Below are 23851 nucleotides of genomic sequence, written 5' to 3' on the forward strand. Positions count from 1 at the left end.
CCCCCCGTCCCATCAACCGAAACGCCGCGTCACGAGATGAGCCACACCGAAACCCTCACCCCCGATGCCCGGGGGGTCGCCCGCGCCGCCGAACTGCTGGCCCAGGGCGGGCTGGTCGCCTTCCCGACCGAGACGGTCTACGGTCTGGGGGCGGATGCGCGCAACGACGCCGCGGTGGCCCGGATCTTCGAGGCCAAGGGGCGGCCGCGCTTCAACCCGCTGATCGTGCATCTGCCTGATCTCGACGCCGCCCGCGCCATCGCCGATTTCCCGCCCGAGGCCGAGCGTCTGGCCGATGCCTTCTGGCCTGGCCCGCTGACGCTCGTGCTGCCGCTGCGCGCCGGGGCCGGGATCTCGCCGCTGGCGACGGCGGGGCTGGATACCGTGGCCATCCGCGTGCCCGAAAACCCCCTGGCGCGCGACCTGCTGCGCGCCTTCGGCGGGCCAGTCGTCGGCCCCTCGGCCAACCCCTCGGGCAAGGTGAGCCCGACCGAGGCGGGCCATGTGCTGGAGGGATTGGGCGGCAGGATCGCGGCGGTTCTCGACGGCGGGCGCTGCCCGGTGGGGGTGGAGTCGACCATCGTCGGCTTCGACGGCGCGCCCACCCTGCTGCGTCCCGGCGGCCTGCCGGCGGAGGCGATCGAGGCCTGCCTCGGCGCGCCGCTCGCCGCGCATCAGGGCATGACGCTGAACGCGCCCGGACAGCTCAGCTCCCACTACGCGCCCGGCGCGGGGGTGCGGCTGGAGGTGACGGCGCCGGAGGCGGACGAGCTATGGCTGGGCTTCGGCCCCGGCTGCGCCGGCGCGGCGCTGAACCTGTCGGAAAACGGCGATCTGGTCGAGGCGGCGGCGAACCTGTTCCACCACCTGCGCGCGCTGGACGCGATGGCGGTCGAGGGCCAGACCATCGCGGTGGCGCCGGTGCCCGATCACGGGCTGGGCCGGGCGATCAACGACCGGCTGCGCCGCGCCGCCGCGCCGCGCCCCTAGGCGCGCCCCGCGGCCGAGGACAGCGTCAGCGGATCGACCCCCAGCGCCTTCAGCGCGCGCGCCCATTTCCCGCCGTCATCGGCGGCGAACACGATCTCCGGGTCGGCGTCGCTGGTCAGCCAGCCGTTCTGCACGATCTCGCCTTCCAGCTGCCCCGGCCCCCAGCCGGCATAGCCCAGCGCCAGCAGCGAATCGCGCGGGCCGCTGCCATTGGCGATGCTTTCGAGGATATCCACCGTCGCGGTCAGCCCGATCCGGTCGTCGACGCGCACCGTGGTATCGGCGGACATGTAATCCGACGAATGCAGCACGAAGCCGCGCCCATGCTCGACCGGCCCGCCGAAATGCACGCGGATGTCTCGCGCGCCGGGCGCGCGCTCAATGCCGAGCTGCTGGAGCAGTTCGTCGAAGCTCAGGTCGGCGGTGGGCTTGTTGACGATCAGCCCCATCGCGCCCTCGGGCGAATGGGCGCACATGAAGACCACGCTTTTCTCGAAGCGGGGATCGCCCATTCCGGGCATCGCGATCAGCAGCTTGCCGCTGAGATCCATCGGGGCGCTTGCAGGTTCCATACCCTCAAAATGGGCCCGGCGGGCGGGCGCGGCAAGAGGCGGAAACGCCACGCTCGCGCGGGCATCTCCCAAAAGTGATTTCTCACCGCCCGGGCGATGCTTATGTTCGCCGCATGATCAGACAGGTTCTCCTTTCCCTCATCGCGGCCGGCGTGCTGTTTTCGGGCACTGGCCCGGCCGCGGCCCAGCCCCCCGCCGAATCCATCGTCCAGGCTGAGATCCTGCCTGGCTGGGAGACCGAGCGCGGCACCCATATGGCCGGGCTGCGCCTGATCCTCGCCCCGGGGTGGAAGACCTATTGGCGCGCGCCGGGCGATGCCGGAATCCCGCCGCGCTTCGACTGGTCGGGCTCGTCCAACATGCAGGCGGTGGCGACCTACTGGCCGCGGCCCGAAGTGTTCGAGCGCAACGGCATGCGCGCGATCGGTTACGTGCGGGAGGTCGTGCTGCCGCTGGAGCTGACGCCGGAGCGCGCCGGAGCGCCGATCTTGCTGCGCGGGGTAATGGAGCTGGGCGTCTGCCACGACGTCTGCATGCCCATGGTGCTGGAGCTGCGCGCCGACCTGCCCGCCACGGCGAATCCCGCGCCGATCCGCGCCGCGCTGGCCGCCCGCCCGCAAAGCGCGACCGAGGCCGGCGTCGGCCGCGTCACCTGCACGGTCGAACCCATCGCCGACGGGTTACGGCTGACCGCCGAGATCCCTGTGGCCCCGATGGGCGGCGAGGAGGTGGCGGTGGTCGAACTGCGCGATCCAGCGATCTGGGTCTCCGAGCCGCAGCTGACCCGGCAGGGAAACCGCCTGATCGCGGTGGCCGAGCTGGTTCCCGAGGCCGCCGCGCCCTTCGCGCTGGACCGCTCGTCGGTGCGGATCACGCTGCTGGCAGGCCCCAGGGCGGTGGACATCCGCGGCTGCGAGGGCCGTTAGGCCGCCCGCCGCCGCCGCCCCAGCGCGAGGCCCAGCGCGGCCAGCGCATAGACCGCCAGCAGCACCGCGGCCGCGCCCGCCAGGAACAGCGCCAGCGCCGCCGCCATTACCGGCAGCCGGGCCAGCGCCGGCAGCGCCTCCAGCAGCATCGCCGGCAGGGCGCCCGCATAAATCGCGTGGCCCAGCGTGGCGGCAAAGACCGCCAGAACACCCAGCCCCGCCAGCACCGTCGCCGCCGCCAGCCCGCGCGCCCGGCCCGTGGCCCGCAGCGCGCGGCGTGCCGACTGCATCTGGCGCTGGATATCCTGCTGCATGCCCAGCAGCGCCGGCACCACCAGCAGCACCAGCACCAGCCCGAAGCCCAGCCCGTAGACCAGCGTGATCACCGTGGGCTTCAGGAACTGCGCCTGCTGCGAGCTTTCGTAAAGCAGCGGCGACAGGCCCAGCACCGTGGTCAGCGTGGTCAGCAGCACCGGGCGCAGCCGATCCGAGGCGGCGTCGATAATCGCGGGCACCAGCCCGCGGGTCTCGGCGTATTCGTCCACCGTGCTGACCAGAACGATCGAATCGTTGATGATGATCCCGGTCATCCCGATCAGCCCGACCACCGTGAACATCGACAGCGGCACCTCCCACAGCGCGTGGCCGTAGATCGTGCCGACAAGGCCGAAGGGGATGATCGCCATCACCACCAGCGGCCGCGTCCAGCTGGAGAAGATCCACGCCAGCGTCAGGTAGATGCCCAGCAGGCACAGGGCGAAGCCCAGCGCCGCGTCGCCCAGGAATTCGTTCTCCTGCTCGGCCAGGCCCGACAGGCGCCAGGCGACTCCCTGCTCGCTTTCGATTTTCGGCAGGATCTCGTCCTGCAGGCGCTGCATGATCTCCTCGGCCCGTGCCGGGTCGTCCTCGGAAATGTCGCCGGTGACCGAGACCACGCGCAGGCCGTTCTCGCGCTGCACGGTGGAAAAGCCCGCGCGCCGCGCGACGGTCACGATATCGGCCAGCGGCAGGTATTGCCCCGAGGGCGAGCGCAGCAGCGTGCGGTCGAGGAAATCGGCGGTCAGCTCGCCCCCGGGCAGCTCCACCCGGATCGTGGCCGAGCGCGGGCCCTCCGGGTAGGTCGCCGCCTCGATCCCGTTCAGCCGGTGGCGCAGCACCCGGCCCAGCCCGTCGATGGTGAAGCCCAGCGCCGCGCCCTGCGGGGTCAGCTCCAGGATCAGCTCTTCCTTGTCATAGGCCAGGCTGTCCTCCACGGCCGAAACCTCGGGGAATTGCAGCAAGGTGGATTTCAGCGCCTCGGCCGCCGCCTTCAGCGTCTCGGCGGTGGCGCCGTAGAACTGCACGTCCAGCGCGTCGCCCCCGGGGCCCGAGCGCCAGCCGCGGAAGCTGACCACCTCGGCCAGCGGGTGCTGGCGCACCTCGTCCTGCAGTTCCCCCACGAACTGGAACGAGGAATAGGGCCGCAGGTCGGCGTCGATCAGCTCGATCGCGATCGAACCCAGCAGGCCGGTGTCCTTGGTCTCCACCCCCGCCAGGCCGCGGCCAGTATTGCCGCCGACCTCGGCCAGAACGTAATCCAGCGGGTTGGTGCCGTATTCCGCCTCATAGCGCGCCGCGACGGCATCCGCCGCACGCTGCATCTCGCGCATCATGGCTATGGTGTCGGCGCGCGTGGCCCCCGGTGCCATGGCGAAATTCCCCGACACCGAGGCCTGCTCCGGCGCGTTGAAGAAGCGCCACTGCACGTCGCCGCGCACCAGCAGCACCACCTGGCTTGCCAGCACCACGCAGGCCAGCGCCAGCACCGGATAGCGCGCCCAGATCACCCCCGCCATCAGCCGGCGGAAGATCACCCGGCGCACCCAGCCGAAGCCGCGGTTGACCAGCCGCGACGGCAGGTCATACCAATGCTCCTTCCGCGAATGGGCCAGCGCGTGGCTCATGTGATTGGGCAGGATCAGGAAACATTCCAGCAGCGAGGCCAGCAGCACCACGATCACCGTGAAGGGGATGTCCGCGATCAGGTCGCCGAACCGGCCCTCGATGGCGGTCAGTCCGAAAAAGGCGATGACCGTGGTGATGGTGGCCGAAAACACCGGCGCAGCCATGCGGCGGGCGGCGTTCTCGGCGGCCTCCACCGGCCCCTCGCCCAGCCTGCGGGCGCGGAAATCCGCGTGCTCGCCGACCACGATCGCGTCGTCCACCACCACGCCCAGCGTGATGATCAACGCGAAGAGCGACATCATGTTCAGCGTCAGCCCCGCCACATACATCATGGCGATCGCGCTGAGCATCGCCACCGGGATGCCCGCCGCCACCCAGAAGGCGGTGCGCGCGTTGAGGAAGAGGAACAGCAGCCCCACCACCAGCACCAGCCCCATCGCGCCGTTGTCGAGAAGGATGTTCAGCCGCCCCGTGATCGCCTCGGCGCGGGTGCGGATCAGGTCGATCTCCACCTCCGCCGGCAGGGTCCGGGCCAGCTCGTCGGCCACCGCCTGCACCTTGGCCTGGATGGCGATGGCATCGCCCTGGTCCGAGCGATCGACCCGGATCGAGATCGCCGGGTGCGCCCCCACGAAATAGGCGCGCTTGCGGTCGGCGCCCTCCACCCGCACCTGCGCCACATCGCCGATGGTCAGGGTCGCGCCGTCGGGGTCCGAGCGCAGCACGATCCCCGCGATCTCGTCGGCGCTGCGCTTGGCGACACCGGTGCGAACCCGGGCGCCGGAGCCGCCCACGTCGCCGGCCGGCGCAGTCTCGGCCTCGGCGGCGATGGCGGCCGCGATCTGGGCCATGCTGACGTCGTGGCGGATCAGGGCGGCGACCGGCACCTCGACCACGGTCTGCGGCGCGGCGAGGCCGCGGATCGTCGTCCGGGTCACCCCGGCGGCGAACAGGCGCGTGACGAACTCGTCGGCGAAGCGGCCCAGCTGGTCGATGCCCACCGGCCCGGTGATCACCACGTCGGTCACCCGGTCGCGCCAGACGCCGCGGCGCACCTCCGGCTCATCGGCTTCCTCGGGCAGGGTGGTGACGGCATCGACCGCTGCCTGCACGTCGTCGGTGGCGCGCGCCATGTCCCAGCCCGGCTCGAAATCCAGCGTGATGTTCGCCCGCCCCTCGGTGGAGCGCGACGAGGTTTCCTCGACCCCTTCGACGGCCAGCAGCGCGGGCTCAAGCACCTGCACGATGCCGGCGTCCACGTCCTCGGCCCCGGCGCCGGCCCAGCGCACCAGGACGGAGACGTTCTCGACCACCACATCGGGAAAGAACTGCGCCCGCATCCGCGGCATCGCGGCCAGGCCCAGCGCGATCAGCACCACCAGCAGCAGGTTCGCCGCGGTGCCGTGCCGGGTGAAATAGGACAGCAGCCCGCCGGCCGCGCCGGGGATACGCGGACCCATCGCTCAGCCCCCCATCCGGCTTTCGATGCGCTCGACGATCCGGGCGGGCACCTTGTCCTGCGTCAGCTGGCCCAGCACGCGCTTCTTGGCCTCTTCGGGCATGAACTGGTTGCCTTCGATGAAGGCGATCATCGCGGCGCGGCGCTCGGGGGAGAGCTCCACCATTTCCGGCTCTTCCGGCTCCTCGGCCGCGGCCTGCGGGCGAACCGGGCGGACCTTGATGCCCGCGCCCAGCACCGGCGAGCGTTCGGCCACCACCAGCCGGCCGAAAATCGCCGGGGCGCGCAGGATCACGTTGTCGCCCTGCCGGCGCAGCAGCTCGACCTTCTCGACCTCCAGCCGATCGTCGGCGCCCACCACCAGAACCGTGCCCGCCGCATCCACCGCCGCCGCCGGCAGAACCGCGACGTCATGCAGTTCCAGCTCGTCGATGGCCACGGTCACGAAATCGCCGGGGCGGAATCCCTTGGCGCCCTCCAGCCGCGCGAACAGCAGCCGCCCGGTCTGCCCCTCGCCCACAGCGGCGCTTTCCCGCGTCAGCCGGCCCTTCGCCGTCAGCGCCGCGCCGAACACATCCAGCGTGACCGTCAGCGGCGCCGCGCTCAGCGCGCCGGCATCGTCCAGCAGCCGGGCATATTGCGTTGTCGAGACGCGGAAGGAGACCTCCAGATCGTCGGGATCGACCAGCTGCGCCACCTGTTCGTTGTTGGTCACCAGCCCACCCTCGACGAGGCCGACCTCGCTGAGCGTGCCGGAAAAGGCGGCGTAGACGGAGGTGTCGGCGAGGTCGCGTTCCGCCTCGGCCAGCGCGATCTTCTGCCGCTCCAGCCGGGTCCGCGCCTGATCGACGCGGCTCTGCGCTGCGGCCAGCGCCTGGCGGCGCGCCACCACCGCCTGCTGCGCTGCGGCCGCGGCCAGCGCCGCCGTCTCCACCGCCGCGTCGCTGCCGAAGCCGCGCTCCAGCAGGTTCTTCTGCCGCTCCAGCGCCTGCGCGCGCAGCGCCGCCTGGTCCTGCGAGACCGCCAGCTCGTCGCCTCCCAGCCCCAGCGCGGTGCTGGCATCGCGCAGCTCGGCCTCGGCCTCGGCCAGATCGGTGCGCACGACATCCAGCGACGATTGCGCCGCGTGCGGATCGACGCGGAACAGCAACTCGCCCGCCTGCACGCGCCCGCCCTCCTCGAAATCCGGGTGCAGCGCCACCACCGGGCCGGACGCGCGGGCGCGCAGGTCCAGCGTGCGCCGGCTGCGCAGCTCGCCGAAGGCGGTCAGCACCGGGATCACGCTCTGCGGCTGCACCTGCACGACATTGACGGCAAAGACCCGCTCGCGCGCGGGGCGGGGGGTGGTTTCCTTCGCCCAGCGCACCTGCAGCGCGGAATAGACAGACTGGCCGGCATAGCTGAGCAGGCCAAGGGTCGCGGCGAGCAGGAACAGCCCCATCAGGCTGCGGCGCAAGAATCGCATATGCGTTATCCTTCCCGGCGGGGGATGCGAACGATCAGACCCACAACAGATAGCGCCGCGCCGGCGCCGCTCCAAGCTTTTGCATCACCGGCGGGCGCGGATCATTTCCGTCGCTTGTGCTCGTCCAGCCGGGGGAAGATTTCCACGAAATTGCACGGCCGATGGCGATAGTCGAGCTGCCAGCGCAGGATCTCGTCCCAGGCGTCCTTGCAGGCGCCCGTGCTGCCCGGCAGCGCGAACAGGTAGGTGCCGTTGGCCACGCCCCCCGTGGCGCGCGACTGCACCGCCGAGGTGCCGATCTTCTGGAAAGAGACCATGGTGAAGACGGTGCCGAAGGCGTCGATCTCCTTCTCGTAGACATCGCGATGCGCCTCGACCGTCACATCGCGCCCGGTCAGCCCGGTGCCGCCGGTCGAGATGATGACATCGACCTCGGGGGCGGCGCACCACGCGCGCAGCTGATCGGCGATCTCGGCGCGCTCGTCGCGCAGGATCTTGCGGTCGGCCAGGATGTGGCCCGCGCCCTCGATCCGCTCGACCAGGGTCTGGCCCGAGCGGTCCTCGTCCAGCCCGCGGGTGTCCGAAACCGTCAACACGGCGATCCGCACCGGGATGAATTCCTTGCTCTCGTCTATACGCGACATCACGAACGCTCCATCAGGGCCAGCCGCAGGGCCAGCGTGGTGAAAATTCCGGCCGAGGCATATCCCAGCCCCCGCGCAAGCTGGGGCGAGCCAAGCAGCCGCCGACCCACTCTGCCAGCGAACACGCCCGCCAGCCCGTTCACCAGCAACCCGCCCAGCGACAGCACCAGCCCGAAGATCAGGAACTGCGGCAGGACGGGCCGGGCGGGATCGACGAACTGGGGGACGAAGGCCAGCACGAAGAGGATGACCTTGGGATTGGTCAGATTCACGACCAGCGCGGCGCGGAAGGCACGGGCCGAGCCGCCCACCGGAGCGGAGGCGGGCCGCGCCCCGGCGCGCAGCGCCTGCACCGCCAGCCACAGCAGATAGGCCACGCCGATCCAGCGGATCAGGTCGAAGAGGCCCGGATTGGCGGCCACCAGCGCCCCCAACCCCAGCCCGGCCAGCGCCACATGCACCATCCCGCCAAGGGCGATGCCCAGATCGGCGGCCAGCGCCGCGCGCGGGCCGCTCTTCAGTCCCTGGCCCACACAGAACATCATGTCGGCCCCCGGCGTCAGGTTCAGCGCCAGCGCGGCCGGAACGAAGGCCAGCAGGGTGACCGGATCGACGGCAAGGCTCATGCGGAAACCTCGAACCAGTTGGGCCTGGGGCCGAGATTGACGACGCGGGTCGCGCCGATCGTCCCCTCCTGCCCCCAGCTGTCATGGACATGGCCGCAGAGGGCGAGCGCCGGCTGCAGCCGCTCGATCGCTGCGCGGATGGCGGTCGATCCCACCGACAGCCCGCCCGAGGTCACGTCCGCCACGCCCTTGGGCGGCGAATGGGTCACCAGGATGTCCGCGCCCTCGCAGGCCGCCAGCATCGCACCCGCCCCCTGCTCCGACAGGTCGCAGGACCAGCTGCCGAAGGGCGTCACTGGCACCGCGTAGCCCAGCCCGAAAATCCGCAAGCCGCCGATTTCACACCCCTGCCCGTGCAAGACATGCGCCCCCTCGGGAGCGGCCGCGCGCAGTTCGTCGCCGGATTCGGCGTTGCCCGGCACCAGCACCAGCGGCGCGGCGATACCGGACAGCAGATCCAGCGCCGCCCGCAGGTCGCGCCTCATGTTGCAGAAATCCCCCGCGCCGATCACCAGATCGGCCTCGCGCGCCGCCTCGACCAGCGCCGCGGCCCGGCCGGAGGAATGGTGCAGGTCGGAAAACGCGAGAACCCTCATGCCGCGCCCCTCAGCCTGGCCTGCAGCATCAGCAGGTCATGCCAGGCCTCGCGCTTGGCATGCGGGTTGCGCAGCAGATAGGCCGGGTGAAACATCGGCAGCGCGGGCTTGCCCAGCGCCTCGGCCCAGTGGCCGCGCAGCCGGGTGATTCCCTTGCGCCCCAGCAACGCCTGGCAGGAATGGTTGCCCATCAGCACCAGCACATCCGGGTCCGCGAGTTCCACATGGCGTTCGAGGAAAGGCAGCATCATCGCCACCTCCTCGGGCTTGGGGTCGCGGTTCTGCGGCGGGCGCCAGGGCAGGACATTGGTGATGTAGAGCGCGCTCTCGGTATCGGGCGAGGCGCGGTCCAGCCCGATCGCGGCGAACATCCGGTCGAGAAGCTGCCCCGCCCTCCCGACGAAGGGCTTGCCCTGCATGTCCTCGTCGCGGCCCGGCGCCTCGCCAATCACCATGACGCGGGCGCGCGGATTGCCATCGGCGAAGACCAGGTTGCGCGCGCCCTTCTTCAGATCGCAATGGTCGAACCCCGCCAGAGCCTCGCGCAGCTCGTCCAGCGTGCGCGCGGCCTGCGCCAGCGCCCGGGCCTGCGCCACCGGGTCGGGACCCTGCGGGGCCGCCATGACCGGCGCGGCCGCCGCCTGCTGCGGCGCCGGGGCGGCGGCCGCGGCGGCCACAGCGGGCTCGACCTTGGGCGCGGCGTAGCGGTCGACCGGCGCCTCGCCGATCGCCTCGTCCGCGCCCAGTTCGATCTGCCATTCCAGCAGCGCCTTCGCGGTGTGAAAATCCAGGGCCATCTCCATGCGCCAAAGCTAGGCGCGCGCGGGGCGAAGGTAAATGGCTCATCCCGTCGCTTGCCGCCCGCGCCCGCGCTTTCTATAAGCGACACAACCCGGATGGAGGCCCCCATGACATTCCGCGCGCGACACCTGCTAGGGATCGAACATCTCCACCCCGAGGAAATCCGCACATTGCTGGATCTGGCCGACCAGTATGTCGACCTCAACCGCCGCGCCGTGAAGCATTCCGACGCGCTGGCCGGCCTCACCCAGATCAACATGTTCTTCGAGGCCTCCACCCGCACCCAGGCCAGCTTCGAGCTGGCGGGCAAGCGGCTGGGCGCCGACGTGATGAACATGGCGATGCAGGCCAGTTCCATCAAAAAGGGCGAGACGCTGATCGACACGGCGCTGACGCTGAACGCCATGCATCCCGACCTGCTGGTGGTGCGCCACCCGCATTCGGGCGCGGTGGACCTGCTGGCGCAGAAGGTCAACTGCGCGGTGCTGAACGCGGGCGACGGCCGGCATGAGCACCCCACCCAGGCGCTGCTCGATGCGCTGACCATCCGCCGGACCAAGGGACGGCTGCACCGTCTCAACATCGCCATCTGCGGCGACATCGCGCACAGCCGCGTGGCGCGCTCGAACATCCTGCTCCTGGGCAAGATGGAGAACCGCGTGCGCCTCGTCGGCCCGCCGACCCTGATGCCCGCGGGCATCGGCGAGTTCGGGGTCGAAGTCTATGACGACATGAAAGAGGGGCTCAGGGACGTGGACGTGGTGATGATGCTGCGCCTCCAGAAGGAGCGGATGGACGGCGGCTTCATCCCTTCGGAGCGCGAATATTACCACCGCTACGGGCTGGACGCCGAAAAGCTGAGCTATGCCAAGCCCGACGCCATCGTGATGCATCCCGGCCCGATGAACCGAGGGGTGGAGATCGACGGCGAGATCGCCGACGACATCAACCGCTCGGTCATCCAGGAGCAGGTGGAGATGGGGGTCGCGGTGCGCATGGCGGCGATGGACCTCCTGGCGCGCAACCTGCGGGCGGCCAAGGACGAGGGCGTCTATGTCTGAGCGCCGCTTCACCGCCGACCGCGCCACCTATATCCGCGCGCATGTCCTGCTGGCGGTGGTGGGCGGCATCGTGGCCACGGGCGTGCTCTATGCCATGGGCAATCCGCATGGCTGGGTCGGCATCGTGGCGGCGGCCCTCGGCATCGGCGTGCGCGGCGCCTACCTGATGTCGGAGGAGATGGGCCATGTCTGGACCCTGACCGCGACAGGTCTCGAAGGCCCCGAGGGGCGGCGCATACCGCTTGCCGACATCGCCAGGGTCCGCATCATCGGCAGCGCCGCGCAGGTCATCACCCATGACGGCCACAAGCACCTGATCAAGTTCCAGTCCGAACCCGCCGCCGCCAAGGCCGCGATCGAGGCCGCCCTCAGCCGGAGAGCCGCATGAAAACGATTCTGACCAACGCCCGCCTGATCGACCCCGAGGCCGGAACCGACAGCCTCGGCTGGCTGCTGATCGAGGGCGAGACCATCGCCGCCACCGGCGCGGACACACCGCCCGCGGCCGACCATGTGATCGACTGCGGCGGCAAATGCCTGGCCCCCGGCATCGTCGATATCGGCGTCAAGGTCTGCGAGCCGGGCGAGCGGCACAAGGAATCCTTCAAATCCGCGGGTCTGGCCGCGGCGGCGGGCGGCGTGACCACCCTGGTCACCCGGCCCGACACCGCGCCCGCCATCGACACCCCCGAGACGCTGGAATTCGTCACCCGCCGCGCGCGCGAGGCCGCCCCCGTCCGCATCAAACCCATGGCCGCGCTGACCAAGGGCCGCGAGGGCGCCGAGATGGTCGAGTTGGGCTTCCTGATGGACGCCGGCGCCGTGGCCTTCACCGACTGCGCGCGGGTGGTGGAGAACACCAAGGTGCTGAGCCGCGCCATGACCTATGCCCGGTCCCTCGGCGCGCTGGTCATCGGCCACCCGCAGGAGCCGGGCCTGTCGAAGGGCGCCGCGGCGACCTCCGGCAAGTTCGCCTCGCTCAAGGGCCTGCCCGCGGTCTCGGCCATGGCCGAGCGCATGGCGCTCGACCGTGATCTCGCGCTGGTGGAGATGACCGGCGTGAAATATCACGCCGACCAGATCACCACCGCCCGCGCCCTGCCCGCGCTGGAACGCGCCAAGGCCAACGGGCTGGACGTGACCGCCGGCATCTCGATCCACCACCTGACGCTGAACGAGCTCGACGTGGGCGATTACCGCACCTTCTTCAAGCTGACCCCGCCGCTCAGGTCCGAGGACGACCGGCTGGCGCTGGTGCAGGCGGTGGCCGAGGGGCTGATCGACGTCATCTGCTCGATGCACGACCCGCAGGACGAGGAATCGAAACGCCTGCCCTTCGAGGAGGCCGCCGCCGGCGCGGTGGGGCTGGAGACCCTGCTTCCCGCGGCCATGCGCCTGTACCACGCGGGCGCGCTGGACCTGCCGACGCTGTTCCGCGCGCTGTCGCTGAACCCGTCGCGGCGGCTGGGGCTGGCCACGGGTCGGCTGGCCACGGGCGCGCCGGCCGATCTGGTGCTGTTCGACCCCGACACGCCCTTCGTGCTGGACCGGACCAAGCTGCGCTCGAAATCCAAGAACACGCCCTTTGACGAGGCGCGGTTGCAGGGCCGGGTGCTGCGCACCTATGTCGCCGGGCAGGAGGTCTTCGCCCATGCCTGAGATCGTCACCCCGCCGCTGCTGCTGGCCCTCACCGCGATCCTCGGCTACCTGCTGGGGGCGGTGCCCTTCGGCATGGTCATGGCGCGGGTCTTCGGGCTGGGCGATCTGCGCAAGATCGGCTCGGGCAATATCGGGGCCACCAACGTGCTGCGCACCGGCAACAAGCTGGCGGCGCTGCTGACGCTGGTGCTGGACGCGGGCAAGGGCGGCTTCGCCGTTCTGATCGCCCGCGCCGCGGCCGGCGAGGATGCAGCGCAGATCGCGGGCCTCGCGGCCTTTCTCGGCCATCTCTTCCCGGTCTACCTGGGGTTCCGTGGCGGCAAGGGCGTGGCCACCTTCCTCGGCACGCTGCTGGCGCTGGCCTGGCCGGTGGGGCTGGCGGCCTGCGGCGTCTGGCTGGCGGTGGCGCTGTTCACGCGCTATTCCTCGCTCTCGGCGCTGGTCGCCGCAGCGCTGGCGCCGCTGTGGATGGCGGTGTTTCACAGTGGCGAGATGCTGGCGCTCGGCGCGGTGCTGACGCTGCTGATCTACGCCCGCCACTGGCAGAACCTGAAACGGCTGCGGGCGGGCACCGAGCCGAAGATCGGCCAGAAGAAATAGACCCGCGCGCGGCGCGGGCCTGCTGCCTCAGTAGCTGAACGCACCGTAGATCCGGGACAGGTCGCCGCCCCAGTCGCCGTTGTAATGCTCCAGCAGCTCGTCGGCGGGGACCTTGCCGGTTTCCACGCTGTCCTCCAGCGCGTGCAGGAAGTGGCGCTCGTCGGCGACCATGCCGCCCAGCCCCGGGCGGGCGCGCGCCTTTAGCCCCGACCGCGCGATGTCCAGCACCTCGCGCGCGAGATCCTGCATGCTGCGGCCGCCGACCTCGGCCTGCAGCCCGCGCTCGGAGGCGCCGACGCGCCAGGCCTCGCGGGTCTCGGCGTCCCAGCCCTTCACCAGATCCCAGGCCGCGTCCAGCGCGCCCTGGTCGTAGGTCAGCCCCACCCAGAACGCGGGCAGCGCGCAGAGCCGCCGCCACGGACCGCCATCGGCGCCGCGCATCTCGATGAATTTCTTGATCCGCGCCTCGGGGAAGATCGTCGTCAGGTGATCGGCCCAGTCGGACAGCGTCGGCGTCTCGCCCGGCAGCGCCGGCAGCTTTCCTTGCAGGAAATCGCGGAAGGACTGGCCCAGCGCGTTGATGTATTTGCCGTCGCGGTAGACGAAATACATCGGCACATCGAGCGCGTATTCCACCCATGCCTCGAAGCCGAAGCCCTCGTCGAAGACGAAGGGCAGCATCCCGGTCCGCGCCGGATCGAGGTCGCGCCACACCCGCGAGCGCCAGCTCTTGTGCCCGTTCACCTTGCCCTCGAAGAAGGGCGAGTTGGCGAACAGCGCGGTCGCCACCGGCTGCAACGCCAGCGCCACGCGCAGCTTCTGCACCATGTCGGCCTCGGAGGCGAAGTCGAGGTTCACCTGCACCGTGCAGGTGCGGTACATCATCGTCTTGCCCATGGTGCCGACGCGATCCATGTAATCGGTCATCAGCTTGTAGCGGCCCTTGGGCATCTGCGGCATGTCCTCATGCCGCCAGATCGGCGCCGCGCCCAGCCCGATGAAGCCCACGCCGATCTCGTCGGCGACGCTGCGCACCTCGCGCAGGTGCTCGTTCACCTCGTCGCAGGTCTGGTGGATGGTCTCCAGCGGCGCGCCCGAAAGCTCCAGCTGGCCGCCCGGCTCGAGGCTGACATTGGCGCCGTCCTTCTCCAGCCCGATCAGGTATTCGCCCTCGTGGATCGGCGACCAGCCGTAGCGGTCGCGCAACCCCTCCAGAACCGCCAGCACCGATCGTTCGCCGGCATAGGGGATCGGGCGCAGCGTGTCCTTGCAGTAGCCGAATTTCTCGTGCTCGGTGCCGATGCGCCAGTCGGATTTCGGCTTGCAGCCATCGGCCAGGTATTCGGCCAGCTGCGAATGGTGTTCGATCGGGCCGCCGCCGGACTGAGGGATGGACATGAAGGAAGGCTCCGATCTTGTGTTCGCGATTTGGTCAGGCCAAGACCTGCGTCCTGACGCCAGTCAAGTCAAGGCCATGCGGTTGGCGCGGCGCCACACCGTGATCCCGCCGGGCGGCACCGGCGCGTCGAGGGCGGCGAGGATGCGTGCGGGCTCGGCCCCCGGCAGGGCCGCGAAAACGTCGAAGAGCAGCTCGGCCCGCGCCGCGTCGACCGGGATCGCCAGCGCCGGCGCCCCGGCCTGCGCCAGCCGCCACGCGCGCCCCTGCGCCGTGTCGATCAGGCGCACCTCGGTCAGTTCGCTGAGCGCGGCGAAGCCGCCGGTCTCGGGCGCGAGATAGGAGATCTGCCCCTCCATCACCTCGACATAGCCGGGCGCCGAGGCCGGGCGGCGGAACCGCACCCGGCGCAACGCCACCAGCGCCAGCCCCGCGCCCGCGGCCCCCACGATCAGCCCGATGCCCTGAAAGAACAGTCCGCCGCGGGTGAACAGCCACAGCCCCGCCAGCGCCACGCCCAGCCCGATCAGGACCTCGCGCCAGCGCCAGAAGGCCCGGCGCAGCTCCGGCCGGATCAGGCTCACCCCCAGTCCCCGAGCGTCGATTGCCACAGCGTCAGCGCCGCCACGGCGGCCGTGTCGGCGCGCAGAATGCGCGGGCCGAGGCTGACCGCATGGGCGAAGGGAAACCCGCGCAGCCGCGTGCGCTCCGCCTGCGAAAAGCCGCCCTCGGGGCCGATCAGGATCGCCCATTTGCCGCGCTGCGCGCCCGCAAGCGCGGCGCGCGCGCCCACCAGCGCCTCATCGCAGAACATCAACTGCCGGTCCGCGGGCCAGTCGGCCAGAACGCGGTCGAGGCGCGCGAGCTCCGCCACCTCCGGCACATAGGTGCCGCCGCATTGCTCGGCCGCCTCCACCGCGTGGGCCTGGAGCCGGTCGCGGCGGATGCGCTCGGCATTGGTGAAATCGGTCTGCACCGGACAGATCCGGGCGGCGCCCATCTCGGCGGCCTTTTCCACGATGAAATCGGTGCGCGCCTTCTTGATGGGGGCGAACAGCAGCCACAGGTCGGGCGGGCTCTGCTGCGGCCGGGTTTGCTCGCGGCAGGCCAGAACCCCGCCGCGCTTGCCCGCCTCCGCGACCTCGGCCAGCCACTCTCCATGCGCCCCGTCGAAGACCAGGACGGCATCGCCCACGCCCAGCCGCATGACCCCGAACAGGTAATGCGCCTGGTCCCGGCTCAGAGGAACCGATTGCCCCGCCCCAAGCGGGTGCTCTACATAGAGCCTGACTTTCGCCGATGTTTTCTCATTCATGGGGGCGACCATATGTCCGACACCACCCGAACGCCAGAGCCCGAGGGCCAGGTTTCCGACGCCGTGCGCGGCAACTGGGTCGACAGCTACGCCCCCGCCTGGACGCGCCCCTACCTGCGCCTCAGCCGCGCCGACCGCCCCGTCGGCACATGGCTGTTGCTGCTGCCCTGCTGGTGGGGCGTGCTGCTGGCCGCGGCCTCGACGGGCTGGCGCTGGTTCGACCTCTGGATCATCCTCGGCTGCGGCCTCGGCGCCTGGCTGATGCGCGGGGCGGGCTGCACCTGGAACGACATCACCGACCGCAAGATCGACGCGCAGGTGGCGCGCACCCGCTCGCGCCCGATCCCCTCGGGACAGGTCACGGTGGAACAGGCCAGCGCCTGGATGGCGATCCAGGCCGGCGTGGCCTTCCTGATCCTGCTGACCTTCAACTGGGCCGCGATCGGGCTGGGGGTGGCCAGCCTCGCGCTGGTGGCGATCTATCCCTTCGCCAAGCGCTTTACCTGGTGGCCGCAGGTCTTCCTCGGGCTCGCCTTCAACTGGGGGGCGCTGCTGGCCTGGACGGCGCATACCGGCAGCCTCGGCCTGCCGGCAGTTCTCCTCTACCTCGCCGGCATCGCCTGGACGATCTTCTACGACACGATCTACGCCCACCAGGACAAGGAGGATGACGCGCTGATCGGCGTGAAATCCACCGCGCGGCTGTTCGGCGACGACACCAAGACCTGGCTGCGCATCTTCATGATGACCAGCGTCGTGCTGATGACCGCGGCCATCGTCATGGGGCTCCTGTCGCAGGACGGCGTGGTCAAGCTGTTCCTCGGCATCGCCGCGGCCTGGGCCTTCGGCTGGCACATGTCCTGGCAGCTGTCCCGGCTGCGGATCTACGACGGCAGCAACTGCCTGATGCTGTTCCGCGCCAACCGCGATGCCGGGCTGATCCCTGCGCTGGTTCTCGCCGTCGTGATCCTGCTCTGATTGCCAATCCCGCGCGGCGGTTCTAAAAATCGCCACGGCATGTCAACCGGAGAACTCACGCCCCCATGCGCCTGTCTGCCAACCTGATCGCACTCGCGGCGGTCCTCGTCGCGGGGCTGTTGTGCGTTTTCAGCGCCGTCTTCGCCGTGACCCGGATCGAGGAACGCGCCGCCACCGAAATCCGCCACGCTCTCGCCGTCGAGGGGCTGGACTGGGCCGAGGTCGCGCCCGACGGGCTGCTGGTGCAGCTCTCCGGCACTGCGCCCAGCGAGGCCACCCGCTTTCGCGCGCTGTCGATCACCGGCTCCATCGTCGATGCAGAACGCGTCATCGACGCGATGGAGGTGACGCCCTCGCAGCCGATCAACGCGCCGCGCTTCTCGATGGAGTTGCTGCGCAACGACAGTGGCGTGTCGCTGGTCGGGCTGATCCCGGCGGCGACCGATCGCGGCCGGCTGCTGAAGGATGTGCGCGATGCGGTGCGCGGGGCGCCGGTGACCGATCTGCTGGACACCGCCAGATTCGACGCCCCCGAGGGCTGGGAGGCGGCGGTTCGCTTCGGGCTGGAGGCGCTGGGCAAGCTGCCGCGCTCGAAGATCTCGATCGCGGCGGACGAGCTGCGCGCCATCGCCATCGCCGACAGCGGCAAGGAAAAGCGCCGGCTGGAAACCGAACTGCGCGCCGCCGCGCCCGAGGGTCTGACGCTGGTTCTCGACATCTCGGCCCCGCGGCCGGTGATCGCCCCCTTCACCCTGCGCTTCATCATCGACGAGAGCGGCGCGCGCTTCGACGCCTGCTCCGCCGATACCGAAGCCGCGCGCGACCGCATCCTCGCCGCCGCGCGCAACGCCGGGCTGACCGGCAAGGCCGACTGCACCATCGGGCTCGGCGTGCCCTCGCCGAACTGGGCCCGCGCGGTCGAGGCCGGGATCGAGGGGCTGGCGGCGCTGGGCGGCGGCACCCTGACCTTCTCGGATGCCGACGTGGCGCTGGTGGCGCTGGACAGCACCGATCAGGCGCTCTTCGATCGCGTGGTGGGCGAGACCGAGACCGCCCTGCCCGAGGTCTTCTCGCTGCATGCGGTCAAGCCCCAGCCGGTCAAGATCGACGGCAGCGGCGAAGGCGACGGCCCGCCCGAATTCGTCGCCACCCTCAGCCCCGAGGGGCTGGTGCAACTGCGCGGCCGCGTCCCCGACGAGCTGGTGCGCGCGGCCACCGAAAGCTACGCGCGCTCACGCTTCGGGCTCGAGAATGTCTATGCCGCGATGCGCCTTGATCCCGGCCTGCCCGAGGGCTGGCCGCTGCGGGTGCTGACCAGCCTCGAGGCGCTCTCCGACCTGGAAAACGGCTCGGTCGTCATGCAGCCCGGGTTCGTCGAGCTGCGCGGCACCACCAGCGACGAAGAGGCCAATGCCCGCATCGCGCGCCTGTTCGCCGACAAGCTGGGCGAGGCGCAGAACTTCAAGATCGAGGTGGCCTATGTCGCCCCTCCGGAGCCGGAAAACACGCAGCCCGCGCCCGAGGACTGCGTGGCCCGCGTCAACGCCATCCTCGAAGAGCAGAAGATCACCTTCGCGCCCGGCTCGGTCACCGTCGAGGGCGAGTCGCTGAAGGTCGTGGACCGCATCGCCGAGGTGCTGCGCGAATGTCCCGACGCCCAGATGGAGATCGGCGGGCACACCGATTCCCAGGGCCGCGAAGAGATGAACCTCCAGCTCAGCCAAAGCCGCGCCGAGGGCGTGCTTTCGGCCCTTCTGGCGCGGCGCATCCTGACCAGCAACCTGACCGCGCGGGGCTATGGCGAAAGCCAGCCGATCGCCGATAACGGCACCGAAGAGGGGCGCGAGGCCAACCGCCGGATCGAGTTCCGCCTGCTGCTGCCCGAGGCCGCCGCGGCGGAAGCAGCGCAAGAGGCCGGGACCGCGGCCGAAGACGCCCCCGGGGAGGCGCCGAGCGACGGCGCCGCTGCGGCGCAGGACGACACCGCCGGGACGCCGGCCGACGGCGCGCCCGCCGAAGAGGCCGAAACGCCGGCATCCGGGACGACCGATGCGGCCGCCGAGACCGAAGAACCCGCGCCCGATGCCGCGGCCGCCCCCCCGATCGCCACCGAAACCGACAGCCAATCCGAGGCAGGGACCGCCGATGAACAGAACTGAATTCATTATCGTCACGGCCATCGTGCTGTTCGTGGCCTTCATGCTGGGCTGGTTCGCCTCATGGCTGATCCACCGCGTCGCCCGCGTGACCCAGTCGGAAATGGGCGAGCTGGACCAGATGGCGCAGTCCCTGCACGAGGCCGAAGAGGCCCGCGAACAGGCGATCGACTACATGCAGCACCGCGAGGCGGAGCTGACCAACCGCGTGACCCAGACCGAGGCAGAGCTGAAGGCCGCGATGGACGGGCTGCGCGAGGCGCGTCAGGAAGCGGAGGAACTGCGCGCCTATATCGAGCGCAAGAACCTGTAGGCGAATCGCGGACGCCGGATTTCGGCCAAAGATGCGATCCCGTCCGCCGCGCGCGCCGGTCTCACCAGCGCGCCAGCGCGTCCTCGTCCTGCGCCTTGCTCTCGACCCAGGTCTCGCCCTGCGCGGTGATTTCCTTCTTCCAGAAGGGGGCGCGGGATTTCAGGTAATCCATCAGGAACTCGGCCGCATCGAAGGCGTCGGCCCGGTGCGGCGAGGCGGTCGCGACCATCATGATCATGTCCCCCGCGGCCATCTCGCCGTAGCGGTGGATGATCAGGCAGTCCTTCAGGTCCCAGCGCGCGCGCGCCTGCGCCTCGATCTTGTCCAGCGCGGCTTCGGTCATGCCCGGGTAATGCTCGATCACCATCCGGCTCAGATCGCCGGAGACGAGATCGCGCACGATCCCGGTGAAGGTGACCACCGCGCCAGCATCCTGGCGCCCGGCGGCGAAGGCCTCGACCTCGGCGCCCAGCGCGAAGGGCTCCTGCTGCACGCGCACGGCCATGCTCAGCCCCCCGTCATCGGCGGGAAGAAGGCCACCTCGCGCACGCCGGCGAGCGGCGCGTCGAACTCGGCCAGGTCCTGGTCCAGCGCCACCCGCAGCGCCGAGAGATCGGCGAAAGCCGCGGCATAGCGCTCCTCGCGCGCCTTCAGCTCCTCGATCAGATCGGCCACGGTTGCGGCGCTGGTTTCCACCTGCTCCTTGGGCAGGCCGATGCGCTCTCGCACCCAGGCAAAATATAGAACGTCGATCATGTGTCCGCCTCGTCGCGCAGATAGGGAAGCGCCTTTGAGAAATAGTCCCAGCCGGTGATCAGGGTCAGCGCGGCCGCCAGCCACAGCAGGCCCAGCCCGCCATAGAAACTAATCCCCGCCGCGCCGGTTTTCCAGTCCGCCGCCGCCCCGGCATGCTGCGCGAACAGCCCATGGGCGAAGAGCACGGCAAGCGCCAGCATCTGCACGGTGGTCTTCCACTTGGCCAGCTTCGTGACCTTCAGAAGCCCCGCCGTGTCGCCCAGGAACTCGCGCAGGCCGGAGACGAAAACCTCGCGAAACAGGATTGCGGTCGCCGGGATCAGCACCCAGGGGGTCATCCCGAAGAGGTTGCTGATCACGAACAGCGCGATGACCACCATCGCCTTGTCCGCGATCGGGTCGAGCATCGCGCCGAACAGGCTCATCTGGTTCCACTTGCGCGCCAGGTAGCCGTCGACCCAGTCGGTGACCGAGGCCCCAACGAACAGCACCAGCGCCAGCCAGTCGGCCGAGGGTCGGGGCAGCGCCAGGAACACCAGCGCCACGGCGGGCGCGGCCAGCAGGCGGATCACGGTCAGGATATTCGGAACTGTCCAGGTCATGGCGATAGCCTTACAGGCTCAGCCCTTCTCATGGAAGAAGCCATAGATGGTTTCGGCCAGCGCGTCGGAAATCCCCTCCACCGCCTTCAGGTCCGCCAGCCCCGCCCGGCTGACCGCCTTGGCGCTGCCGAAATGCGCCAGCAGCGCGCGCTTGCGCGTGGCGCCCACGCCCGGCACCTCGTCCAGCGGCGTCGCCCCCACCGCCTTGGCCCGCTTTTGCCTGTGCGCACCGATGGCGAAGCGGTGCGCCTCGTCGCGCAGGCGCTGGACGAAATAAAGCACGGGGTCGTTGTGGCGCAGCGCGAAGGCGTTCTCGCCGGGGCGGTGGAACTCCTCCTTGCCGGCGTCGCGGTCGATGCCCTTGGCCACGCCCACCATCGGGATGTCGTCGACCCCCAGCTCGCGCATGATCTCGGCCACCGCGCTCACCTGCCCCGCGCCGCCGTCGATCAGCAGCAGGTCGGGCCAGGTCTCGCCCTGACGCTCAGGATCCTCCTTCAGCAGACGCTGGAAGCGGCGGGTCAGCACCTCCTTCATCATGCCGAAATCGTCGCCTGGGGTCAGGTCCTCGCCCCGGATGTTGAACTTGCGGTACTGGCTTTTCACGAAACCCTCGGGGCCGGCCACGATCATGCCGCCCACGGCGTTGGTGCCCTGGATGTGGGAGTTGTCGTAGACCTCGATCCGCTTCGGCGGCGCGTCGAGGCCAAAGGCATCGGCCAGACCGGCCAGCAGCTTGCCCTGCGCCGCGCTTTCCGACATCCGCCGGGCGAGGCTTTCGCGGGCGTTGCGCGCCGCATTCGCCACCAGCTCGGCCTTTTCGCCGCGCAGGGGCACGGCGATCTCGACCTTGCGGCCGGCCTTTTCCGAAAGCGCCTCGGCCATCAGGTCGGGGTCCTCGATGCCATGCGACAGCAGCAGCAGCCGAGGCGGCTGCTTGTTGTCGTAGAACTGGCCGAGGAAGCCCTGCAGCACCTCCGCCTCGGACATCCCCGCGCCGATCCTCGGGTAATAGTCGCGGTTGCCCCAGTTCTGGTTGGCGCGGATGAAGAAGACCTGCACGCAGGCCTGCCCGCCCTCCATGTGCAGCGCCACCACGTCGGCCTCGGCCACGCCGCGCGGGTTGATGCCCTGGGCCTGCTGCACCTGGGTCAGCGCCCGGATGCGGTCGCGCAGCGCCGCCGCGCGCTCGAATTCCAGCCCCTCGCTGGCCTCGGCCATCTGCGCGGCAAGCTGCTCCTGCACGCGGGTCGATCTGCCCTGAAGGAAGCGTTCCGCATCGGCCACCAGAGCGCCGTAATCCGCCTCGCTGATCCGTCCCACGCAAGGCGCGCTGCAGCGCTTGATCTGATACAGCAGGCAGGGCCGCGTCCGGCTCTCGAACATCGCGTCCGAGCAGTTGCGCAGCAGGAATACCTTCTGCAGCTGGTTCAGCGTCCGGTTCACCGCGCCGGCGTTGGCGAAGGGGCCGTAATAGCTGCCCTTCTCCTTCTTCGCGCCGCGGTGCTTCTTGATCTGCGGAAAGGCGTGGTCCTTGGTCACCAGGATGTTGGGAAAGCTCTTGTCGTCGCGCAGGAGCACGTTGTAGCGCGGCTTGAGCTGCTTGATCAGGTTCTGCTCCAGCAGCAGCGCCTCGGTCTCGGTGCGCGTGGTCAGGAACATCATCGAGGCGGTTTCGCGGATCATCCTCTCGATCCGCGGCGAATGCCCGGCGGGCTTGGCGTAGTTCGACACCCGCTTCTTCAGGTTGCGCGCCTTGCCGACGTAGAGCACCCGGCTTTCGGCATCCAGCATGCGATAGACCCCCGGCGAATTGTCGAGGGTCCGAAGGTAGGAATGGATGCGGCGATAGCCCGTCACGGGCGCCTCCGCGCGCCGCGCATCGTTTGGCATGTCATTCATCCGCAGGATCTGGTGATTCCGGTCATCCGCTGCAATGTAATCCCGTCAGGGACAAGAAAAAACATGTCCACGGCTTCTGTGGATAAACCTGCGGGTAACTATTGGGCACCCGGGAATTTTCCTTGTTTTAAGGCGCTTTCACCGGATTGATCATTTTTTGGGCACTTTTCCAAGTTATTGATTTTGCTGTATATTTTTCTCAAGACGTGCAAAACACTGAAAACACTCAGGAAAAGATGACGGATTTGTAACGGGATCGCAAAAGGTGGAAAAGTCAAGCGGCAAGCGGCCCGATCCGGGCCTTTTACTCCACGCCCAGAACGTCCGGCGTTTCCCACGCGAGATGCTGGCCGCCATCCACGCAGAGCAGCTGGCCGGTCACCGCAACCGCGTTCAGGAAATAGTCCAGCGCGCCGCAGATGTCGCGCTCGTCGGCGCCGCGGGTCAGGATCGTCGCCTGTCGCTGGCGGGTGAAATGTTCTTCCGACTGGCGCTCGCCGCGCAGGGTCGGGCCGGGGCCGATCGCATTCACCCGCACCTGCGGCGCCAGCGCCTGCGCCGCGGTCTTGGTCAGGGCCCACAGCCCCATCTTGGAGATGGTGTAGGTCATGAACTCGGGCGTCAGCTTGCGCACGCGCTGGTCAATCATGTTGATTACCAGGGCGCTGGCCAGCGGCTCTCCGCGGGCGTCCACGGTTTCCGGCGGCACCTGCTCGGCAAAGCGCTGGGTCAGCACGAAAGGCGCGCGCAGGTTCGATTCCATGTGCCGGTCCCAGCTTTCGCGGCTGGCGGTCTGGATGTTGTCGTATTCGAAGATCGAGGCGTTGTTGACCAGCACCGTCAGCGGCCCGCCCAGTTCCTCCGCGGCGCGCTCGACCAGCGCCTCGGTCTCGTGCTCGTTCAGCAGGTCGGCCCGCAGCGCGCAGGCGCGCCGGCCCAGCGCGTGGATCTCGTCCACCGCCGCCTGGGCGTCCGCCTGCGAATTGGCGTAATGCACCGCCACGTCGAGGCCCCGCCGCGCCAGGTGAAGCGCCATCGCACGGCCCAGCCGCTTGCCCGCCCCGGTCACCAGTGCCCTGCCCTGCATGC

The 23851-nt window shown here is 69.8% G+C and carries 24 protein-coding genes; 9 read left to right on the forward strand and 15 right to left on the reverse strand.

Features of this window, described 5'->3' with window-relative positions:
- Positions 1-36 precede the first annotated feature (36 nt).
- The gene (locus tag KCI33_RS11610; protein ID WP_212524957.1) at positions 37-990 is read left to right on the forward strand and encodes an L-threonylcarbamoyladenylate synthase; all 954 of its coding nucleotides are present in this window, start codon (positions 37-39) and stop codon (positions 988-990) included.
- On the opposite strand, the gene KCI33_RS11615 is transcribed toward KCI33_RS11610, so the two are convergent.
- A complete protein-coding gene (locus KCI33_RS11615; protein WP_212524995.1) occupies positions 987-1541 on the reverse strand; it encodes a YqgE/AlgH family protein in 555 nt (184 codons plus the stop codon). The two genes, KCI33_RS11610 and KCI33_RS11615, sit on opposite strands and share 4 nt — an antisense overlap.
- Positions 1542-1675: 134 nt before the next feature.
- On the opposite strand from KCI33_RS11615, the gene KCI33_RS11620 reads away from it, so the two are divergent.
- A complete protein-coding gene (locus tag KCI33_RS11620; protein WP_212524958.1) occupies positions 1676-2488 on the forward strand; it encodes a protein-disulfide reductase DsbD domain-containing protein in 813 nt (270 codons plus the stop codon).
- On the opposite strand, the gene KCI33_RS11625 is transcribed toward KCI33_RS11620, so the two are convergent.
- The 6 genes from KCI33_RS11625 to KCI33_RS11650 form a co-directional block, all read right to left on the reverse strand.
- The gene (locus KCI33_RS11625) at positions 2485-5892 is read right to left on the reverse strand and encodes an efflux RND transporter permease subunit (protein ID WP_212524959.1); all 3408 of its coding nucleotides are present in this window, start codon (positions 5890-5892) and stop codon (positions 2485-2487) included. The two genes, KCI33_RS11620 and KCI33_RS11625, sit on opposite strands and share 4 nt — an antisense overlap.
- Positions 5893-5895: 3 nt before the next feature.
- The gene (locus tag KCI33_RS11630; RefSeq protein WP_212524960.1) at positions 5896-7356 is read right to left on the reverse strand and encodes an HlyD family efflux transporter periplasmic adaptor subunit; all 1461 of its coding nucleotides are present in this window, start codon (positions 7354-7356) and stop codon (positions 5896-5898) included.
- A 101-nt stretch (positions 7357-7457) separates the two neighbouring features.
- Positions 7458-8000 (reverse strand): molybdenum cofactor biosynthesis protein B, encoded by a 543-nt coding sequence (gene moaB, locus KCI33_RS11635; protein WP_212524961.1) that lies wholly within the window; start codon positions 7998-8000, stop codon positions 7458-7460.
- Positions 8000-8626, reverse strand: a complete 627-nt coding sequence (locus tag KCI33_RS11640; protein WP_212524962.1) for a LysE family translocator — start codon at positions 8624-8626, stop codon at positions 8000-8002. The genes moaB and KCI33_RS11640 overlap by 1 nt, the downstream gene beginning before the upstream one ends.
- Positions 8623-9222, reverse strand: a complete 600-nt coding sequence (locus KCI33_RS11645) for a metallophosphoesterase family protein (protein WP_212524963.1) — start codon at positions 9220-9222, stop codon at positions 8623-8625. Before KCI33_RS11645 ends, KCI33_RS11640 begins: the two co-directional genes overlap by 4 nt.
- Positions 9219-10025: a uracil-DNA glycosylase gene (locus KCI33_RS11650; RefSeq protein ID WP_212524964.1), complete on the reverse strand. Its 807-nt coding sequence runs from the start codon at positions 10023-10025 to the stop codon at positions 9219-9221. The genes KCI33_RS11645 and KCI33_RS11650 overlap by 4 nt, the downstream gene beginning before the upstream one ends.
- Before the next feature lie 105 nt (positions 10026-10130).
- Between KCI33_RS11650 and KCI33_RS11655 the strand changes: the two genes are divergently transcribed.
- The 4 genes from KCI33_RS11655 to plsY are packed head-to-tail and all read left to right on the forward strand — an operon-like array spanning position 10131 to position 13344.
- Positions 10131-11084 carry an aspartate carbamoyltransferase catalytic subunit gene (locus tag KCI33_RS11655; protein WP_212524965.1) on the forward strand — a complete coding sequence of 318 codons (954 nt, stop codon included), beginning with the start codon at positions 10131-10133 and terminating at the stop codon, positions 11082-11084.
- Positions 11077-11472, forward strand: a complete 396-nt coding sequence (locus KCI33_RS11660; RefSeq protein ID WP_212524966.1) for a hypothetical protein — start codon at positions 11077-11079, stop codon at positions 11470-11472. The genes KCI33_RS11655 and KCI33_RS11660 overlap by 8 nt, the downstream gene beginning before the upstream one ends.
- On the forward strand, positions 11469-12743 hold the full coding sequence (pyrC, locus tag KCI33_RS11665; RefSeq protein ID WP_212524967.1) for a dihydroorotase: 1275 nt from the start codon (positions 11469-11471) through the stop codon (positions 12741-12743). The genes KCI33_RS11660 and pyrC overlap by 4 nt, the downstream gene beginning before the upstream one ends.
- The gene (gene plsY / locus KCI33_RS11670; protein WP_212524968.1) at positions 12736-13344 is read left to right on the forward strand and encodes a glycerol-3-phosphate 1-O-acyltransferase PlsY; all 609 of its coding nucleotides are present in this window, start codon (positions 12736-12738) and stop codon (positions 13342-13344) included. Before pyrC ends, plsY begins: the two co-directional genes overlap by 8 nt.
- Before the next feature lie 27 nt (positions 13345-13371).
- Here the strand turns inward: plsY and KCI33_RS11675 are convergent, their stop codons facing one another.
- The 3 genes from KCI33_RS11675 to KCI33_RS11685 form a co-directional block, all read right to left on the reverse strand.
- On the reverse strand, positions 13372-14742 hold the full coding sequence (locus KCI33_RS11675) for a glutamate--cysteine ligase (protein WP_212524969.1): 1371 nt from the start codon (positions 14740-14742) through the stop codon (positions 13372-13374).
- 63 nt (positions 14743-14805) lie between these two features.
- Positions 14806-15324, reverse strand: coding sequence for a hypothetical protein (locus tag KCI33_RS11680; RefSeq protein WP_212524970.1), 519 nt, complete (start codon positions 15322-15324; stop codon positions 14806-14808).
- On the reverse strand, positions 15321-16055 hold the full coding sequence (locus tag KCI33_RS11685; protein ID WP_212524971.1) for a 16S rRNA (uracil(1498)-N(3))-methyltransferase: 735 nt from the start codon (positions 16053-16055) through the stop codon (positions 15321-15323). The genes KCI33_RS11680 and KCI33_RS11685 overlap by 4 nt, the downstream gene beginning before the upstream one ends.
- Before the next feature lie 12 nt (positions 16056-16067).
- On the opposite strand from KCI33_RS11685, the gene ubiA reads away from it, so the two are divergent.
- The 3 genes from ubiA (at position 16068) to KCI33_RS11700 (ending at position 19502) form a co-directional block, all read left to right on the forward strand.
- Positions 16068-17033, forward strand: coding sequence for a 4-hydroxybenzoate octaprenyltransferase (ubiA, locus tag KCI33_RS11690; RefSeq protein ID WP_249139034.1), 966 nt, complete (start codon positions 16068-16070; stop codon positions 17031-17033).
- Between the two features lie 65 nt (positions 17034-17098).
- Positions 17099-19192 (forward strand): OmpA family protein, encoded by a 2094-nt coding sequence (locus tag KCI33_RS11695; RefSeq protein ID WP_212524973.1) that lies wholly within the window; start codon positions 17099-17101, stop codon positions 19190-19192.
- Positions 19179-19502: a hypothetical protein gene (locus KCI33_RS11700; RefSeq protein WP_212524974.1), complete on the forward strand. Its 324-nt coding sequence runs from the start codon at positions 19179-19181 to the stop codon at positions 19500-19502. Before KCI33_RS11695 ends, KCI33_RS11700 begins: the two co-directional genes overlap by 14 nt.
- A 61-nt stretch (positions 19503-19563) precedes the next feature.
- Here the strand turns inward: KCI33_RS11700 and KCI33_RS11705 are convergent, their stop codons facing one another.
- From KCI33_RS11705 to KCI33_RS11725, 5 genes are all read right to left on the reverse strand, one after another.
- A complete protein-coding gene (locus KCI33_RS11705) occupies positions 19564-20007 on the reverse strand; it encodes a molybdenum cofactor biosynthesis protein MoaE (protein ID WP_212524975.1) in 444 nt (147 codons plus the stop codon).
- Positions 20008-20009: 2 nt separating this feature from the next.
- On the reverse strand, positions 20010-20258 hold the full coding sequence (gene moaD / locus KCI33_RS11710) for a molybdopterin converting factor subunit 1 (protein WP_212524976.1): 249 nt from the start codon (positions 20256-20258) through the stop codon (positions 20010-20012).
- Complete coding sequence (gene pgsA / locus KCI33_RS11715; RefSeq protein WP_212524977.1) at positions 20255-20860, reverse strand: CDP-diacylglycerol--glycerol-3-phosphate 3-phosphatidyltransferase; 606 nt, start codon at positions 20858-20860, stop codon at positions 20255-20257. Before pgsA ends, moaD begins: the two co-directional genes overlap by 4 nt.
- Positions 20861-20878: 18 nt before the next feature.
- A complete protein-coding gene (uvrC, locus tag KCI33_RS11720) occupies positions 20879-22753 on the reverse strand; it encodes an excinuclease ABC subunit UvrC (RefSeq protein WP_212524978.1) in 1875 nt (624 codons plus the stop codon).
- Positions 22754-23066: 313 nt separating this feature from the next.
- On the reverse strand, positions 23067-23849 hold the full coding sequence (locus tag KCI33_RS11725) for an SDR family oxidoreductase (protein WP_212524979.1): 783 nt from the start codon (positions 23847-23849) through the stop codon (positions 23067-23069).
- Positions 23850-23851: the final 2 nt, after the last annotated feature.

Origin of the sequence: Actibacterium sp. MT2.3-13A, from assembly GCF_018139985.1 — a bacterium.
Taxonomy (GTDB): Bacteria; Pseudomonadota; Alphaproteobacteria; order Rhodobacterales; family Rhodobacteraceae; genus JAGSOU01.